At 63.3% G+C, this 15,216-nt stretch carries 20 protein-coding genes; 11 read left to right on the top strand and 9 right to left on the bottom strand.

Going from position 1 to position 15,216, the window contains the following annotated elements:
- Window positions 1–42 precede the first annotated feature (42 nt).
- The 4 genes from NLI89_RS11350 to NLI89_RS11335 all read left to right on the top strand — a co-directional run bounded on the left by NLI89_RS11350 (window position 43) and on the right by NLI89_RS11335 (window position 6,400).
- Window positions 43–1,533: a flavin-containing monooxygenase gene (locus NLI89_RS11350; RefSeq protein WP_254687175.1), complete on the top strand. Its 1,491-nt coding sequence runs from the start codon at window positions 43–45 to the stop codon at window positions 1,531–1,533.
- Between the two features lie 568 nt (window positions 1,534–2,101).
- Window positions 2,102–3,460: an EAL domain-containing protein gene (locus NLI89_RS11345; protein ID WP_254687174.1), complete on the top strand. Its 1,359-nt coding sequence runs from the start codon at window positions 2,102–2,104 to the stop codon at window positions 3,458–3,460.
- 5 nt (window positions 3,461–3,465) lie between these two features.
- A complete protein-coding gene (locus NLI89_RS11340) occupies window positions 3,466–5,943 on the top strand; it encodes an ATP-binding protein (protein ID WP_254687173.1) in 2,478 nt (825 codons plus the stop codon).
- A gap of 64 nt (window positions 5,944–6,007) precedes the next feature.
- Complete coding sequence (locus NLI89_RS11335) at window positions 6,008–6,400, top strand: response regulator (RefSeq protein ID WP_254687172.1); 393 nt, start codon at window positions 6,008–6,010, stop codon at window positions 6,398–6,400.
- Between the two features lie 4 nt (window positions 6,401–6,404).
- Here the strand turns inward: NLI89_RS11335 and NLI89_RS11330 are convergent, their stop codons facing one another.
- Window positions 6,405–7,262, bottom strand: coding sequence for a class I SAM-dependent methyltransferase (locus NLI89_RS11330; RefSeq protein ID WP_254687171.1), 858 nt, complete (start codon window positions 7,260–7,262; stop codon window positions 6,405–6,407).
- Between the two features lie 119 nt (window positions 7,263–7,381).
- Here NLI89_RS11330 and NLI89_RS11325 point away from each other — a divergent pair, with 119 nt between their 5' ends.
- The 4 genes from NLI89_RS11325 to NLI89_RS11310 are packed head-to-tail and all read left to right on the top strand — an operon-like array spanning window position 7,382 to window position 9,646.
- The gene (locus NLI89_RS11325) at window positions 7,382–8,104 is read left to right on the top strand and encodes a ComF family protein (protein WP_254687170.1); all 723 of its coding nucleotides are present in this window, start codon (window positions 7,382–7,384) and stop codon (window positions 8,102–8,104) included.
- 32 nt (window positions 8,105–8,136) lie between these two features.
- Entirely contained in the window at window positions 8,137–8,391 is a 255-nt protein-coding gene (gene grxC, locus NLI89_RS11320) for a glutaredoxin 3 (protein WP_187502832.1), read from the top strand.
- Complete coding sequence (locus NLI89_RS11315) at window positions 8,391–9,218, top strand: carbon-nitrogen hydrolase family protein (protein WP_254687169.1); 828 nt, start codon at window positions 8,391–8,393, stop codon at window positions 9,216–9,218. The genes grxC and NLI89_RS11315 overlap by 1 nt, the downstream gene beginning before the upstream one ends.
- Entirely contained in the window at window positions 9,215–9,646 is a 432-nt protein-coding gene (locus tag NLI89_RS11310; protein WP_254687168.1) for a DUF1178 family protein, read from the top strand. Before NLI89_RS11315 ends, NLI89_RS11310 begins: the two co-directional genes overlap by 4 nt.
- A gap of 126 nt (window positions 9,647–9,772) precedes the next feature.
- On the opposite strand, the gene NLI89_RS11305 is transcribed toward NLI89_RS11310, so the two are convergent.
- The 8 genes from NLI89_RS11305 to NLI89_RS11270 all read right to left on the bottom strand — a co-directional run bounded on the left by NLI89_RS11305 (window position 9,773) and on the right by NLI89_RS11270 (window position 12,724).
- Window positions 9,773–10,036: a helix-turn-helix transcriptional regulator gene (locus tag NLI89_RS11305; protein WP_254687167.1), complete on the bottom strand. Its 264-nt coding sequence runs from the start codon at window positions 10,034–10,036 to the stop codon at window positions 9,773–9,775.
- 64 nt (window positions 10,037–10,100) lie between these two features.
- Window positions 10,101–10,328, bottom strand: coding sequence for a hypothetical protein (locus NLI89_RS11300; RefSeq protein ID WP_254687166.1), 228 nt, complete (start codon window positions 10,326–10,328; stop codon window positions 10,101–10,103).
- A gap of 387 nt (window positions 10,329–10,715) precedes the next feature.
- A complete protein-coding gene (locus NLI89_RS11295; protein WP_254687165.1) occupies window positions 10,716–10,904 on the bottom strand; it encodes a hypothetical protein in 189 nt (62 codons plus the stop codon).
- Window positions 10,904–11,056, bottom strand: coding sequence for a hypothetical protein (locus NLI89_RS11290; protein WP_254687164.1), 153 nt, complete (start codon window positions 11,054–11,056; stop codon window positions 10,904–10,906). The genes NLI89_RS11295 and NLI89_RS11290 overlap by 1 nt, the downstream gene beginning before the upstream one ends.
- Entirely contained in the window at window positions 11,053–11,478 is a 426-nt protein-coding gene (locus NLI89_RS11285; protein ID WP_254687163.1) for a hypothetical protein, read from the bottom strand. Before NLI89_RS11285 ends, NLI89_RS11290 begins: the two co-directional genes overlap by 4 nt.
- Window positions 11,479–11,619: 141 nt before the next feature.
- Window positions 11,620–11,946 (bottom strand): ogr/Delta-like zinc finger family protein, encoded by a 327-nt coding sequence (locus NLI89_RS11280; RefSeq protein WP_254687162.1) that lies wholly within the window; start codon window positions 11,944–11,946, stop codon window positions 11,620–11,622.
- Window positions 11,943–12,440, bottom strand: coding sequence for a hypothetical protein (locus tag NLI89_RS11275; protein WP_254687161.1), 498 nt, complete (start codon window positions 12,438–12,440; stop codon window positions 11,943–11,945). The genes NLI89_RS11280 and NLI89_RS11275 overlap by 4 nt, the downstream gene beginning before the upstream one ends.
- Complete coding sequence (locus NLI89_RS11270; RefSeq protein WP_254687160.1) at window positions 12,437–12,724, bottom strand: transcriptional regulator; 288 nt, start codon at window positions 12,722–12,724, stop codon at window positions 12,437–12,439. The genes NLI89_RS11275 and NLI89_RS11270 overlap by 4 nt, the downstream gene beginning before the upstream one ends.
- Window positions 12,725–12,808: 84 nt before the next feature.
- Between NLI89_RS11270 and NLI89_RS11265 the strand changes: the two genes are divergently transcribed.
- The 3 genes from NLI89_RS11265 to NLI89_RS11255 all read left to right on the top strand — a co-directional run bounded on the left by NLI89_RS11265 (window position 12,809) and on the right by NLI89_RS11255 (window position 15,048).
- Window positions 12,809–13,294, top strand: a complete 486-nt coding sequence (locus tag NLI89_RS11265; RefSeq protein WP_254687159.1) for a helix-turn-helix domain-containing protein — start codon at window positions 12,809–12,811, stop codon at window positions 13,292–13,294.
- 405 nt (window positions 13,295–13,699) lie between these two features.
- Window positions 13,700–14,545 carry a hypothetical protein gene (locus tag NLI89_RS11260; RefSeq protein ID WP_254687158.1) on the top strand — a complete coding sequence of 282 codons (846 nt, stop codon included), beginning with the start codon at window positions 13,700–13,702 and terminating at the stop codon, window positions 14,543–14,545.
- 119 nt (window positions 14,546–14,664) lie between these two features.
- Window positions 14,665–15,048, top strand: a complete 384-nt coding sequence (locus NLI89_RS11255; RefSeq protein WP_254687157.1) for a hypothetical protein — start codon at window positions 14,665–14,667, stop codon at window positions 15,046–15,048.
- The last annotated feature ends 168 nt before the right edge of the window (window positions 15,049–15,216 follow it).

Raw genomic sequence — 15,216 nt, 5'->3', positions numbered from 1 at the left:
TTATGAAACCTACGGCGTAACGCCGAGGCGAGGGGATGCAGCATGACCGAGCATGTCGACGTGATCGTGGTGGGCGCCGGCATTTCCGGGATCGGCACCGGCTACCACCTCCAGACGCGTTGCCCCGACCGGACCTACGTGATCCTGGAGGGCCGTCAGTCGATGGGCGGGACGTGGGACCTGTTCCGCTATCCCGGCATCCGCTCCGATTCGGACATGCACACGCTGGGGTTCGTCTTTCACCCCTGGACCGCGGCCAAATCGATCGCCGACGGCCCCTCGATCCGCGCCTATGTTGAGGAGACGGCGCAAGCGTACGGCATCGACCGGAAGATCCGCTACGGCCACCACGTCAAGTCGGCCGCGTGGTCGACCGAGGACGCGCGCTGGACGGTCGAAGCTACGGGCCCCGATGGCGCACCGGTCACGCTGACCTGCAACTTCCTGTCGATGTGCGCGGGCTATTACAATTACGCCAAGGCCTATTCGCCCGAGTTCGAGGGTGCGGAGAGCTTTGCCGGGCAGATCGTCCACCCGCAATTCTGGCCCGAGGACCTCGACTATAGCGGCAAGCGGGTCGTCGTGATCGGCAGCGGCGCGACCGCCGTGACGCTGGTCCCGTCGATGGCGAAGACAGCGGCGCACGTGACGATGCTCCAGCGCTCGCCGACCTACATCGTCGCGCGCCCGGGCGAGGACGGCGTCGCCAACTGGCTGCGCGGCAAGCTTCCGGCCAAGGCGGCCTACGGCATCACGCGGTGGAAGAACGTGCTGATGGGCATGGTCTTCTACCGTCTCGCGCGGAAGAAGCCGGCCAAGGTGAAGGAGCGGATGATCGGCATGGTCCGCGATCAGCTCGGCCCGGACTATGACGTCGCGACGCATTTCACGCCGCGCTACAACCCTTGGGACCAGCGCGTCTGCCTGGTGCCCGACGGCGACCTGTTCACCGCGATCAACGCTGGCACCGCCTCGATCGTCACCGACACGATCGCGCGGATCACGCCCGAGGGCATCCATCTCGATTCGGGGAAGGACCTGCCCGCCGACGTGATCGTCACCGCCACCGGCCTCGAACTGCAATTGATGAGCGGTGTCGCGTTTAGCCTCGACGGCAAGCCGATCGAGCTTGCTGGGCGGCTCCAGTACAAGGGCATGATGTTCGACGGCGTGCCGAACCTGTCCTCGACCTTCGGCTATACAAACGCGTCCTGGACGCTGAAGGCGGACCTGACCGCGGTGTATGTCTGCCGCCTGCTCAACACGATGAAGAAGCGCGGCCTGCGCCAGGCGACGCCGCGCAACGACGATCCGACGATGAAGAGCGAGGCGTTCCTCGACTTCACCTCCGGCTACGTCCAGCGCGCCGCCGCCTCGCTACCTGCGCAGGGCGAGCGCAAGCCGTGGAAGCTCAACCAGAACTACGCGCTCGATCTGATGGCGTTGAAGTTCGGATCCGTCGATGATGCGATGGTGTTTTCGAACCCGGTGCGCGCCGAGCCGCGGCTCAAGGCTCAAGCGGACCGTCGCTGACACCACGACGTGCGTTCCGAGGGGGCGGGAAGGGCGACGCGGTCGTCAGCGCCGCCTCGGGCCTGTCGAGGCCTCCCTCAAGAGCAGTGGCGGCCTGAGGTGGTGGATCTGCGAATCGAGAGCGCCGTCCCGCAAATGCCAGCATCGGTTTATCAAGACGAGCAGGCCGACCGACTGGGCCCTGTCCGACCGAGTTCTGCTTAAACGCACACGGGCGGGGAAATCGCGATTCGCGTCCCGACTATCGCAGCCGCCGCACCAGAAATTACCAGTTAATACCGTGATTTAAGTGTCGGCCCGATCACCGAAACGCATCTGGATTCGATACGTTCACGATATTCGGGCCGACCGAGACATTCACCAGGGGCGAATGCTCTCGCCGTAGATGAGTGCGATGAGGAACTTCAGCATTTTTATGCTCCCTTGTTGACACCTTCAAGGTGTTCGATCGGCATAGTGGTTAACAAGTCGTTAAACAATAACATTTGTGATTTGTTAACCATCTTCCCGTCGGCTCGATGCTGCATGCTTAAGGGTATGTTTATGCGAGGTCGGTATCCCGTGTGGAATGAGGGACATTCCGCATGCGCAGTTCGAGAACAGCACGCCGCTCAGCGATACGCGGCTGATCGATCTCGATCCGTCGGTCGGTCGGGCCCACGACGCCTTTTCCCAAGCCTCCCAAGCGGGTTGGCGGTTTCTCATCCTGGCGGAAATAGCGAATTTCACGGCGCTCCGTCGGCACCTCGGCAGGCTGAGGGCCGATACGCTGATCGTCGATGTGGTCACCCGGATCGGCAATGCGCTCCCCGATGCCCGCGTGATGATCGCCGGTCGCGATGTCGCCGAGATCGCGTTCGAAAGCGAAGCCAGGCTGGCGCTGGATGTTGCGATCGCGGCGTTGGAAGTCGCGTTCGAGCAGCCGTTCGACGTCGATGGCGAAACCTATGTGATCCATATCCAACTGGGTGCCGCCGCGGCCGCCGTGGCTGGCCACCGCGACGACGTTCACCTGATCGAAGAGGCCGAGCATGCGCTGATCGAGGCGCGGAGCGAACGTATCGCGATCGCCCGCGACGTCACCGGCAATTCCGCGGCGATCGACCGTGCCGAACTGGCGCAAGACCTCGCGCTTGCGATCCAGCGGGAGGAGCTGTTTCTTCAATATCAACCGAAGGTCCACCTGCGCCGGCAACAGATCACGAGCGTCGAGGCGCTGGTTCGCTGGAACCATCCGACGCGCGGGCTGGTGCTGCCCAACGACTTCATCCCGCTTGCCGAGGAATCGCGGGACATCGTCGCGCTGACCTTGTGGACGATCCGCCGGTCGATCGCCGACCAGAAGGCGCTGGCCGCCAACGGGCATGACCTGCGCATCTTCATCAACATCGCCGGCGCCTTGCTGGCGGACAAGCGGTTCGTTCGGCGCGCGTGCGCGCTGGTCGAGGCGTCCGGCGCGCAACTCGGGTTCGAGATCACCGAAACCTCGGTCATTCGCGATCCGGAAAGCGCGATCGCCAACCTGAAGGTGTTCGCCGAGATCGGGATCGTCATCGCGATCGACGATTACGGCGCCGGGCTGTCCTCGCTCGCCTATCTGAAGCAGCTGCCCGCGCGCGAACTGAAGATCGACAAGCTGTTCGTCACGCAGTTGACGAGCTCCAATCGCGATCCGCTGATCGTGCGCTCGACGATCGACCTGGCGCACGCTCTGGAGATGGAAGTGGTTGCCGAGGGTGTCGAGACGCAGGCTGCGATGGCGCTCCTGTCGGTGATGGGCTGCGACATGATCCAGGGTTTCCTGATCAGTCGACCGATCAACCTCGAGGCGCTGATGCATTTCCTGGAGGACGGTAAATACCAGGCGATGACGGCAGACATCAGGGCGCCGTTCAATCGGCTCGCGACCGTCTGGAAGCGCGGCTGACGCCGGTGATCCGCATATTCACCGCCGCAGTGGTCGCAGTGATGATCATTGCCGCAGGTTCGCCTTCGCCGAACGACGTGCAGTCGACCGGGGTCGCGACCAAGGTTGCCGCGGACAGATACGAAGCGTCGGCCGCCGACGCCAAGGCAACCATGTTGATCGATCCGGCCAAGGCGTTGCCAAAGGCGATCGCGGCCGAACGTCTTGGCGGCGAGATATCGGACGAACGTGCTCGCGGGATAGCGGTGGCGACGGCGCAATGGCTCCAGGGCGAAGCGTATCTGCGGGTCAACGAGTCGACCAAGGCCGATGCGCCGGTGCGGAGCGCGATCGCCACGGTCAACCGCTTCCAGCCCCGATCCAAGCTTCACGCAGACCTGCTCATCTCGCTCGGATGGTTGGATAGCAATCAAGGCCGGGTTGCGAATGCCTTGGCGGATTATCAGCAGGCGTTCCGGATATACCGGACGTTACGCGATCCACGTGGCCAGTCGCGTACGCTCGTCTTCATCGCAGTGCTGTATGTCCAGGCGAAGGACAACGCGACGGCGGAGAAATATTACAAGCAAGCGCTCGATATCTATCCGTCGGACGTCAATATATCCGTATCCATACATAACAACAGGGCACTGGGGTTCGGCGAGAGCCGGCAATATGCGGAAGCGCAGAAGCAGTTCGACAAGGCGCTCGTACTGGCCAAGCAGCTCGGCAGCCGAAACCTGCTCGAACAGATCTATATGAACATCGCCCGCGTCAATCTGGACATGGGCAACCTGCCACGCGCGGATCGCGCGATCGCCAATGGCCGGGCCGTCGCCGACCCGTCCGATGCCAGCCTGTTCGGACGCCTGATGGCGACCGCTGCGCAGGCCGCGCTCCAGCACGGCGATCTGCCCAGGGCCAAGCAGTTGATCGCAAAGGCGCTGATCGGTGTCGACCCGAAGACCACCGGCACGTCCTACCGCGATTTTCATCAGACCGCGTACAATGTGTTCATCGCGGCAAACGATACGAAAGCGGCCTTGGTGCATCTCCAGGCGCTCAAGCGGCTCGACGACGATGCGACCAAGCTGGCGACCAGTACCAAGACCGCGCTGATGGCCGCACGGTTCGATTTCGCGAACCAGGAACTGAAGATCAGCCAGTTGAAGGCCAGCGAATTGCAACGCAGCATCGCGTTCGAACGGGCGCGGGCGAAGACGCAGCGTTACGTCTTCCTGGGCGCCTCGGCCGCAGTTGCGATCGTCATCGCGTTGCTGGCGTTCGGCATCGTCACACTCCGTCGCAGTCGTGATCAGGTCCGCGCGGCCAATGACGATCTCGCCGTCACCAACGACGCACTGGGCAAGGCGCTTGCGGCCAAGACCGAGTTCCTCGCCACGACCAGTCACGAGATCCGGACACCGCTGAACGGCATCCTGGGCATGAGCGAGGTCATGCTTGCCGATGAGCGGATCGAGCCGGCGCTGCGCGAGCGGATCGGCGTGGTGCATGATGCAGGCGTTCGGATGCGCGCGCTGGTCGACGATATTCTCGACGTCGCCAAGATGGAGACGGGAAACCTGGCAATCGAGTCTGCGCCGTTCGACGTCTGCGCGACGATCACGGACGCCGCCCGCATGTGGGAGGATCAGGCCCGGGCGAAGGGATTGTCGTTCGCGATCGAACGCGCGGAATGCCCGGCGATGATTCTGGGCGACGCCGCGCGCGTGCGCCAGATCGTCTTCAACCTGCTGTCCAACGCATTGAAGTTCACCAAGTCCGGCCGCGTGACGCTGCGTATCGAGGTCGACAAGGACGACCGCCTCCGTGTCGCAGTGACCGATTCCGGCATCGGCATTCCCGCCGACAAGCTGGAGGACATTTTCGAATCGTTCCGTCAGGCCGATGCCGGGACCACGCGGCAGTTCGGCGGAACCGGGCTTGGCCTCGCAATCTGTCGCAACCTGGCGCGCGCGATGGGCGGCGACGTCTCGGTCAGCAGCATCGTGGGGCAGGGGACTACCTTCACGCTCGTCCTGCCGGTGGTTCGTGCACCGGAGACGGCGGTCGAACCGGTCGCGCCGACCGCCGACACGGTCACGCTGGTCGTCGATCGCAATCCGATCACGCGCAGCATGTTCAAGACGCTGCTCGCGCCCGATTGCGGGACGACCGCCTTCGCCGGGTCCGTCGAGGAAGCGGTCGCGCGCCTGAAGGCCGGCGATGTGGTGCGCGTGTTGATCGACGACATGACGATCCGAGCCTCTGGGGATGCCCATGCGGCGCTGTCGCGGATCGCCGCAGCCGCGCTCCGATCGGGGGCGGAAACGTCGCTGCTATGGCCGGTTTCGGCGGATGCGGAACGGCAGGAATTGCTCGCCACCGGCATCACCCAGGTGATCTCCAGACCGGTCAGCGGCGGCGAACTCGTTTCGCGTTTATTACATGGATCAGTTTCAATAAAAAACCCAAATCCGAACCTTGTATCGCACGCTGCTTGACGCGTAGATGCTACGATATGATACCGATTTTACCTCCGCTAATTGATCCTCTGCGGGGGCGGAAGTGAACGTTCTGTTCATCGAAGACGACCGGATGAATCGACGTGTTGTCAAAGACATGCTCGACGTCGCGGGCGTGACGATGGTCGAGGCGGAGAGCGCCGAACGCGGCCTCGAGATCCTCGACGAGGAGGATTTCGTGATGGTCCTGGTCGACCTGCGGATGCCCGGCATGGACGGCATCACCGCGATCGAACACATCCGCGCCCGGCCCGACGCGAAGGCCAAGGTTCCGATCATCGTCGTGACCGCCGACATCGCCCCGGACCTTCGCGAACGCTGCATGGTCGCGGGCGCCGACGACGTGATCTTCAAACCCGTCGCGATGGACGCGTTGTTCGACGCGATGGGTACTATCCTCGCCCGCGCTGCCGCCGGCGACGGGATGATCGACTAGCCTCTCAGCTGCGGGGCTTCAGCGCCTCGCCCAGCGACGCGGTCGCGCTGCCACGCCGCGCGGGCTTGGGTTGCGAGGGATCGGGCGACCAGCCGGTCAGGAAGACGATCCGGAATGTCTCGTGGGTGCGTCCGCCTGCATCCGCCGAGTCTGCGAAGGCGGCGAACGTGCGTCCGACCACGGCCGAGGTCAGCGGCTGGCGCTGTGCCAGGATATTGCCCGCCGCCATGCCACGAAGGTCGCCGAACAGCCGGCCGAGATCGCGGTAGCCGACATCGAGCGTCTCGACATCGGCCACCGGCAACGCGAACCCGGCCCGCATGAGCAGGTCGCCGGCGGATCGCACGTCGATCTGCGGATGGAGCCGCGCGGCCGGGCGATCGCCCTCCGCGGTTCGAAGCGCATTGCGCAGCGCCGCCAGGCTCCCCGCGCCGACGAACGCGCCGAGGAACAAGCCATCGGGACGCAGCACGCGGCGGATCAGTGCCAGCGCACCCGGCAGGTCGGCGACCTGATCGAGTACGCCCGCGCTCACCACCAGATCGAACGAGGAATCGGCAAAGGGCAGCCGGTCCTCGTCCGCTTGCACGCCGCCGGACCGCGCGGCAAAGGCATATCCCGGATCGCAGCGCGCGACGCGGGCACCTGGCGGGGCGACGAAGCTTCCGTCGAAACAGCCGAGATCGAGAACGTCCGCGAAATCGCGTGTCACCGCGTCGAGGCGTTCGGCGATGCCGTCGAGCATCGTCGCGCGCAGGAAATCATGCTCGGCATAGCCGGGCGCGGCCCTGTTACGGCGCAGGCGGCGGGCGGCCCGGTCGAAGATTTCGGGGGCGGCATTTTCTGAAACGATATCGGACACGTCTGCGCTTGTGCCGTGGTCGCGCCGCGCCGACAAGCTCTGAGGTCGTACGGCTCTGAGGTCGTACGCGGGGTCTGTGCTCGCACGCGGGGGCCGCAGTCGCGTGGCGGGAGGTCTGCATGAGGATACGCGACCCTTTCCGTCACATCCTCGGGTTCGCCCTGCCACCGCGCTGCCCCGGTTGCGGCGTGCCCGTCGCGGAGGATCATCGGTTCTGCGCGATCTGCTGGACCGGGCTGCGGTTTCTCGGTCCGCCATGGTGCGCGCGCTGCAACCGACCCTTCGCGTTCGACCGCGGCGAGGGCGCGTGCTGCGCGGCCTGCCTTGCCGCACCGCCGCGTCACGCCGGCGTCCGCGCTGCCGTCGCTTACGGACCGATCGCGCGCACGCTGGCGCTGCGGCTGAAATATGGCGGTCGGATCGCCTTTGCCGAGACGATGGCGCGACAGATGCGGCGATTGCTGCCCCCCGACACCGACCTGCTCGTCCCCGTGCCGCTGCACCGCTGGCGAATCTGGTCGCGCGGCTTCAACCAAGCCGCGTTGATCGCCGACGCCGTCGCGCTGTTGTCGGGCGTGCGCCATGACCGCAACGTCCTGATCCGCACGCGCCGCACCATCCTGTTGCGCGGCCTGGGCGGTCGGCAGCGTGCAAAGGCGGTGGCCGGCGCGTTCGGCGTGGTCGCACCCGATCGCGTGCGGGGCAGGGCGATCGCGCTGGTCGACGACGTCTACACCAGCGGCGCGACCGCCGACGCGTGCACGCGCGCGCTGTTGAAGGCAGGCGCGCGATCGGTGACGATTCTATGCTGGGCCCGCGTCCTCTCGTCGCCGGACGATTGACAAGCGCAGGGCGAAACCACACCTCCGCCTGCATGGCTAAAGTCGAAATCTACACCAAAGCGTTCTGCCCGTACTGCACGCGCGCGCTGAAACTCCTCGCATCGAAGGGTGTCGAGCCCGAGCAGTTCGACGTCACCATGGGTGGCCCGAAAAAGGCCGAGATGGTCGAGCGGTCGGGCGGTCGCAACACGATGCCACAGGTGTTTATCGACGGTAAGCATATCGGCGGGTCCGACGATCTCGCCGCGCTCGACGCCAAGGGTGGGCTCGACCCCCTCCTCGCCTGATGACCAGGATCGGCGTTCTCCAGATGACGAGCGGGATCGATCCCGCCGTCAACGCCGCAACATTGGTCGATGCGATCGGTGAGGCTGGAGCGGCCGGCGCAGCGATGTTGTTCACCCCCGAGATGTCGGGGCTGATCGACCGCGATCGTACGCGGGGCGCGGCGTCGATCGTCACCGAAGACGCCGATCCGGTGCTGGCGGCGGTGCGCGCCGCCGCCGCGAATGCCGGTATATGGGTGCATCTCGGCTCGCTCGCGGTCCGCCGCCCGGATGGCAAGTTCGCCAATCGCGGTTTCGTCATCGATCCTGCCGGGGCTATCCATGCCCGCTACGACAAGCTGCACCTGTTCGACGTCGATCTTCCGACCGGCGAAAGCTGGCGGGAGTCCGCGGCCTATGTCGGCGGCGAGACCGCGGTCGTCGTCGATACGCCGGCCGGTAGATTGGGCGCGTCGATCTGCTACGACCTCCGCTTCGCCGATCTCTACCGGGCGCTGAGCAATGCCGGCGCGACGATGCTCTCCGTTCCCGCCGCCTTCACCCGACCGACCGGCGCCGCGCACTGGCACGTCCTGCTGCGCGCACGCGCGATCGAAGCCGGCGCGTTCGTCGTGGCGGCGGCCCAGACCGGCGTGCATCAGGACGGGCGCGAGACATACGGCCATTCGCTCGTCGTCGATCCATGGGGCGAGGTGATTCTCGACATGGGCGAGGCGGCCGGGCTGGGGTTCGCGGAGATCGACCTCGAACGGGTCGAGCAGGTCCGCGCGCGCATCCCGGCGATCGCGCATCGTCGGGCCATTCCTCCCGTCACGACCGTGGCATGATCGTCTTCGACCTCAAATGCGGTGGCGAGCACGTGTTCGAGGCATGGTTCGCCTCGAGCGACGCCTATGAAGCGCAACGTGCCGCCGGCCATGTCCGCTGCCCGCTCTGCGACGACGGCGACATCGTCAAGGCGCCGATGGCACCCTCGATTCCGTCCAAGGGGAACGCCAGGCCGTCGCCGCCCAGTCCGGCAATGGTGAAGGCCGCGATGACGCTGATCGCCAAGCAACAGGCCAAGGCGCTGGAGTCCTCGGAATGGGTCGGCACCGCCTTTGCCGATCGGGCCCGCGCCATGCATCTCGGCGAAGAGAAACACGCCACCATTCACGGTCAGGCAAGCCTCGCCGAAGCAAAGGCCCTTGTCGACGAAGGCGTACCCGTCGCCCCGCTACCGATGCCCGTGATCCCGCCGAACAAGGCGAATTGACGCACGATCGACGGGTGCTGGCGGAAGAGGTGGCTGCTGCGTAAACCATCATAACATCCCGAAATTAATGTGTTTTTTTGGATAGGTATTTTGCCGGTGCCCCCTGCGGTGACCCCAACCGAGGGGTCACTGCGTACGGGGTGACCCCGCGCGCCGGGCATTCACCCAGTCGCAGACTTCGCCTTCCCACCAACCGACGCACCGTTTCGTCAGCGCTGTGCTGGTTGGGAAATCGCCCGCATCGATCAGCCGGTAGATCGTTGCGCGGCTGAGACCGACGGTGGCGATTACGTCGTTGATGCGCAGGAACCGGCCGCTGTCGCTCGGCCGACCGTCGAGCTTCGCCGCCGCAAGGTTGCGGCGCGATAACTCGGTGGAGATCATGTTCATGAAGCCGCCTTCAGGCGCTGTTCGTCGACCAGTTCTGCGATTAGCTCGCGGTGCGAACACGGGCTCACGACTTCGCATCCCCATCGGCCAGCACCACGCGGAGCTTGGCGGCATGCTCCAGCATCTTGTTCCCGCGCGCTTCCAGCGCCTTTGCAGTCCATGTCAGGTCGAGATTTGAAACGCCGCGATCTGCGTTTAACTTGTAGTTCAGCGCGCGGACGGTGATGCCGAGAACACCCGCCAGTTGGCCCTTACCGCCGAGGATCTCGAACGCGGTTTCCAGTCCCACCATTCTCCGGATCTCAATCGGGAGGCCCTTCTGTTCCCGCTTTCGGGAACAGATTACCCGCTGCGTCGACGATGGTGTCTGGCTGGCTTCGAGGGGAGCGGCGCTGATCATCATGGAGATCCTGTTGGTGCGAGGGGATCGAGCGGTCGCGCCAGCGGCCGTTCTTGTAGAAAGCGTTTCGCCAAGAGCGGCGAGCGGGTCGGAAACATGGGCGGCGGGCGTCGCTGGATCGGGTGCAGATCCCTGGCGAGGCAGCGGACGGCCTGTCCGTCGTCGAAGCGGACCGAGGCGAAAGCCTTGCGGACGGCGAGGACGTCGCACTGCTTTCCGGTGCGGCCGAGCCCTTGGAAGAGGGCACGGTCGCCGCCACAGACTGCGACGTCGCCCACGTCACGAGCGGACCGCTTCGGCGAACGGCGTCGCGGGCGGGACTTCGAATGCGGGCTCGACGTTGCCGAGTGCCAGCTGGCAGATCCGGCTCCACTGCGGGGCTACCGTCGCGGCGATCACACCGATCGCCGTCGCGCCCGCGCTGCCGAATACGGTCAGCGCTACGCCCATGAGGACATCGTGCAGCATCAGCGACGCCGATCCGATGTGCCGACGACGAGCATGACGATCGCGACAGGTATCCAGATGACCGCGAACAGGATCGCGAGGATGATCTTGGCGATGCGACGACGGCGCATGGCGCGCTCGAGCTGCGTGGCGCTAGTTGCGACGGCGATCACTGGCAGCACTCCACCGGCGCGGTGTCGGGCAGGCAGGCCGTGCAGGCGGTATCGGTTACCCAGGCGCATGCGGCATGCTCGTCGCTGGTGCAGGGATCCCAGTGGCTACAACCGCAGCCACGACAGATGCGGGGGTGGCTGTCGGCCGGATCGCTCGTGAGCTGGCGGTAGACGTCCGGATCTAACGGGAAGATACTCCGCAGGGCTTCCAGCGTCTCGGGGCGGCGTGCGGTGTTGCCGAGGGTTTCCAGTGCGTTGATCAGGTCGAAGGCGACGACGGCATCGGTCGCGTTGCGCGTCAGCATGCCGGCGACGGTGCGAACCGACAGGCCGGCAGCTTCGCGGCGCAGGCGAATGTAACCGGCGGGCGTCAGAGGTGCGGCGCTGGCGGTCGCGGCGCGCTCGCCTCGCTGCATGGGCATCGTGAATGTACGCGGGAAAGCGTGCATCATTGGGCATTCCTTTAGGCAAGGGCGTCGCGGTGCCGGAAGCGGGTGCTTCCGGATGGCGGGGGGATGGTTCAGGACGTTCGCGGCCGAGGCCGCGGGGATCAGATCAGGGGATCAGCCGGGCGCGGGCGCGACCTCCGCAGCGTCGGGCTGATCATCGTTGGCTGGTACCCGCTGATCATCGTTGGCGGGCTTCGAGCGCCAATCGCCTCTGGGCAGCTTGGCATCGATCAGGGGGTTTGGCTTCATGCTCGGCCGAACGGTGCGGAAGATACCGAGCTGCGCCACGAAGGTGTGGCCGCAATCGGCGTCCTGGCAGACGTAGCGAATCTCGCGGGTGAACACGTCGAGCTGGACGGAGTCGTATGCGATCGAGCGCGTCAGGCAGTGCGGGCACACCGTCGCGGGAACGCGGGGCGTGTAGTTTCTCTTCTTCGTCACTGATGGGTCCCCCCGGCATTCCCCGGCCCCGTCGACATGGCGGGACGAAGGAAATTTGGCAGCCGCCGGCGGATGCGGCGCAGAACGCCGTCAACCTGCTGTGCCTCGACCAGCGCGCGATGATGATCGAGCGGGGAGGCGCCGGGCTGAGAGGCGCCGAATAGGGCGGAGGTCAGTTCACCTGCCTCACGGACGAAGTCGATCGAGTCCGCGACCAGCTGGCGGCGGCAGGCATCCTCCTGTTCGACCTTGATCCCGAGCTGGTGGCTGAACGCGTCGCGGAACGGCGCGCCCTCGCCGCCGGCAAGCCGGTGCGCGGTGTCGAGCAAAAGAGCTTCGAGAAGAGAGGGCAGTGTGTCGCTGTTCGGGTTAGACCACTCGTAAACTGTGCTTACGGCTTTGCCGACTGCGGCAGCGGCGCCTTCCCCTTTGATCTGCGCGAGAATCTTGATCATCGCGTCGGGAAAGCTGTCGGGGATGCGGGGTTTGGTCACAGCGAAGCCTTTCTCTGGAAAACCGCGGATCGATTACAATCGACGGCGGCAGCCTCCGCGATTACTTCTTCAGTCTCGGGGTAGATGTCGGGACGAAGAAGATGCTTGGAAACGCCAGTCGCCCGCTCAACCTTGAGCACATGCTCAGCTGGCAGGCGGTTTGCGGATTGCAGCCATTTCCAGACGGCGGTCTGCGAAACGCCACACAGTCGGGCGAACGCGGATTGCGAACCTGATTTGAGAACCGCCGTTTTCAGCGACGCGGAAGGGGATGCGATCTCCATAACCGCCAACTACACATATGGTTGTAGATTAATCAACACTTATTCGTCCGTATGCAACTACACCATTGGTTGTAGCTTGCCCGCATGATTGACGGTGAACGATTAGCTGAGCGGCTGAAAGCCAATGGACTGTCGCAGTCCGAACTGGCGCGACGCGTGGGTATCAGCCAGCAGACCATACACAAGCTGGTCGTCGGGCAATCCCGTGGCTCGACGCACATCGCCGCCATCGCGAGAGAACTGGCAACGTCGCCCGCGTATCTCACGGGTGACGTTGATGATCCCCATGAGGGTGCCGCTCCGCCGCGGCCTAGGCCGACCGTGCAGGTCGCCACCATGCAGGTACTGCTGCCCGATCAGCGGGCGTTGGCCCGAATGTTTCTCGGTATTCTGAAAGCGTCTGAGGGGATGTCTCAGGATGCGCTTTCTGATGAGCTCGCACGGATGCTGCCCAAAGGGCTCGGGCTTCTGCAAGGGCCACTTGTGTTCGAGGACTCGGACGACGCCGATGCGACTCCAGCCGAACCTGAAGACGGTCACGACGATCGTCCCGCACGACAGCGAGCATAGCGCAGGCGGTTTCACACCAAGCGCATCCACGCTCACATTGGGGTTGAGACTGGAACACTGACACCATAACGCCGACTCATATCGTTCTCATTATGTTCCGTTCCGTAGGCCGCGTTTTCCTACAAAAACAGGTATTTTTTTGCATTGAACGTCACCGAGTGGGTGAGAATTCGGGTGATCAAAAGCCGATCATTTTCGACCAATCTTGTAAAGTCTTGATATCTAACGATGCTATCGCGCATCGATCGCAGGACGAATCTGAGGCATCAGAAAGCGTATTGAATGTATCGCACTTGAAGATGCGGACGGGGTTGAGAAATAAAGGTGCAGCGGTTTGTCTTCGGTAAGGGCGCGGTCGCCCAATCCGCCAGGCAAATTGTCGTAAAGCAGATACATGGAGGATGCATGCCGCGTGCGATGAGCGTTCGTTTTTACGATGTCAGAAAGGTACACCCGCGGGGTATGTCTTTGCGAGACGCACTCTCTCATATAGCTGCGCTCGGGCAGCCCGGCACTCGAGAATTGCAGCTCGGACCCGGTGTACGTGTACGGCTAGAAGAATTTACGCCGACGGCCGGTTTTCTTGAGGGCGAAATTACCAGAGTTCGCGCTGACGACCATCCGTCTGAAGTGCACCCCCACGGTACAGTTCAACTGAATGTCGCCGGCCCAATTGGGGAAGGGGTGGCCTTCAAGTTTCGAGAGCGGGACCATGTGCTAGCGATTCAGTATGACAATCGGATTGTAGCTCCCTCACGCTTTTTCGAATATGTGATGCAGATGGGGCAGCCCGCACAGTTTGAAGCAGACGCGAAAGCGGACGCAAGGGCGTTGGCGCATTTCAGGCGGCATCCAATGAAGAAGGTCAAAATCCGGCTGGCACAGCCGCAGGACTTAGCAGGCGTCGAAGCGCCGATGCAGTCAGCCGCTCGAGCCTTCCGTGGACTGGCTCGAGATTACGCCGCGCCTATGATCACGCTTGAATTGGGTGTTGGCCACGAGGATGGGGCGTTAGGTGCTGACGCGAAGCGTATGGTAGAGGGATTTGTTCGGCGATCTGGCATAGATCCCAATGTAAAAAGTGTTAAAATAACTCCTGACAATGGTGCTGGCATTGAGAATGCAGAAATAAATCTATTAGACGCACTACTTTCTTTTAGAACTAATATTCCAACCCTGCCTAATGACCCAGCCGCCAATTACGCCGCTAGGCAGCGAGTAGTCAGCCGCGCACTAGCTAATCACACATAGATCCCGCAATGTCATCCCGCTCAGCATCCTTATACATAGAACAATATGCGCCTCTCGCGGTAAGCATCGTTAGTTTTTGCGCCCTGATATCGTTCCAAGATCAGCTTTGCGCAATGATAGTGGCCAAGCAGCTTCAAATGTCGAACGTTTATTCAGCTGTTCTAAGCTGGGCATCTATCCAAGTAGGATTTGCATTTGCCGTGTATGGATTTGTCGTTGGCAAAACGCAGGGCTTCGTCGAGGCTGCGCGTGAGACGGTGGCAATGCGAAGATTCTTAAGTTACGTTAAGAGGGCCAACATCGGTGGATTTTTGCTGACCGCAACATCTCTTCCATTAACAGCGCTTTCCCCCAGCCCGGAAAAATCTGGATCAGTTATGTTTTGGGGTATCGCTGTATGGGTATGTCTATTCATTTGGACATTTAGCGCATTTTTGCGGATAGCTTATATATTTGGGCACCTATCAAGTGTGCGAGATCAAGCACCCCGGTTTGGTGCATAAGCGTCGCGTCCACTGACCGTTTCTGTACACTCGAGGCTTATCTGTGACGTGAAGCCTCGGTCCCCCACCAAGTGTGAAACCTCAGATATACGCCATCTCAATCTATCGATTACCGCCTTATACCCGATCGCCGCAGCCTGCATCTCTACGTGCATTTCGGGCCGGCCA

This window comes from Sphingomonas faeni (assembly GCF_024273235.1).
Lineage (GTDB): Bacteria > Pseudomonadota > Alphaproteobacteria > Sphingomonadales > Sphingomonadaceae > Sphingomonas > Sphingomonas faeni_A.
Note: the sequence above shows the minus strand (reverse complement) of the source record. Positions and strands in the feature narration are given on the sequence as shown.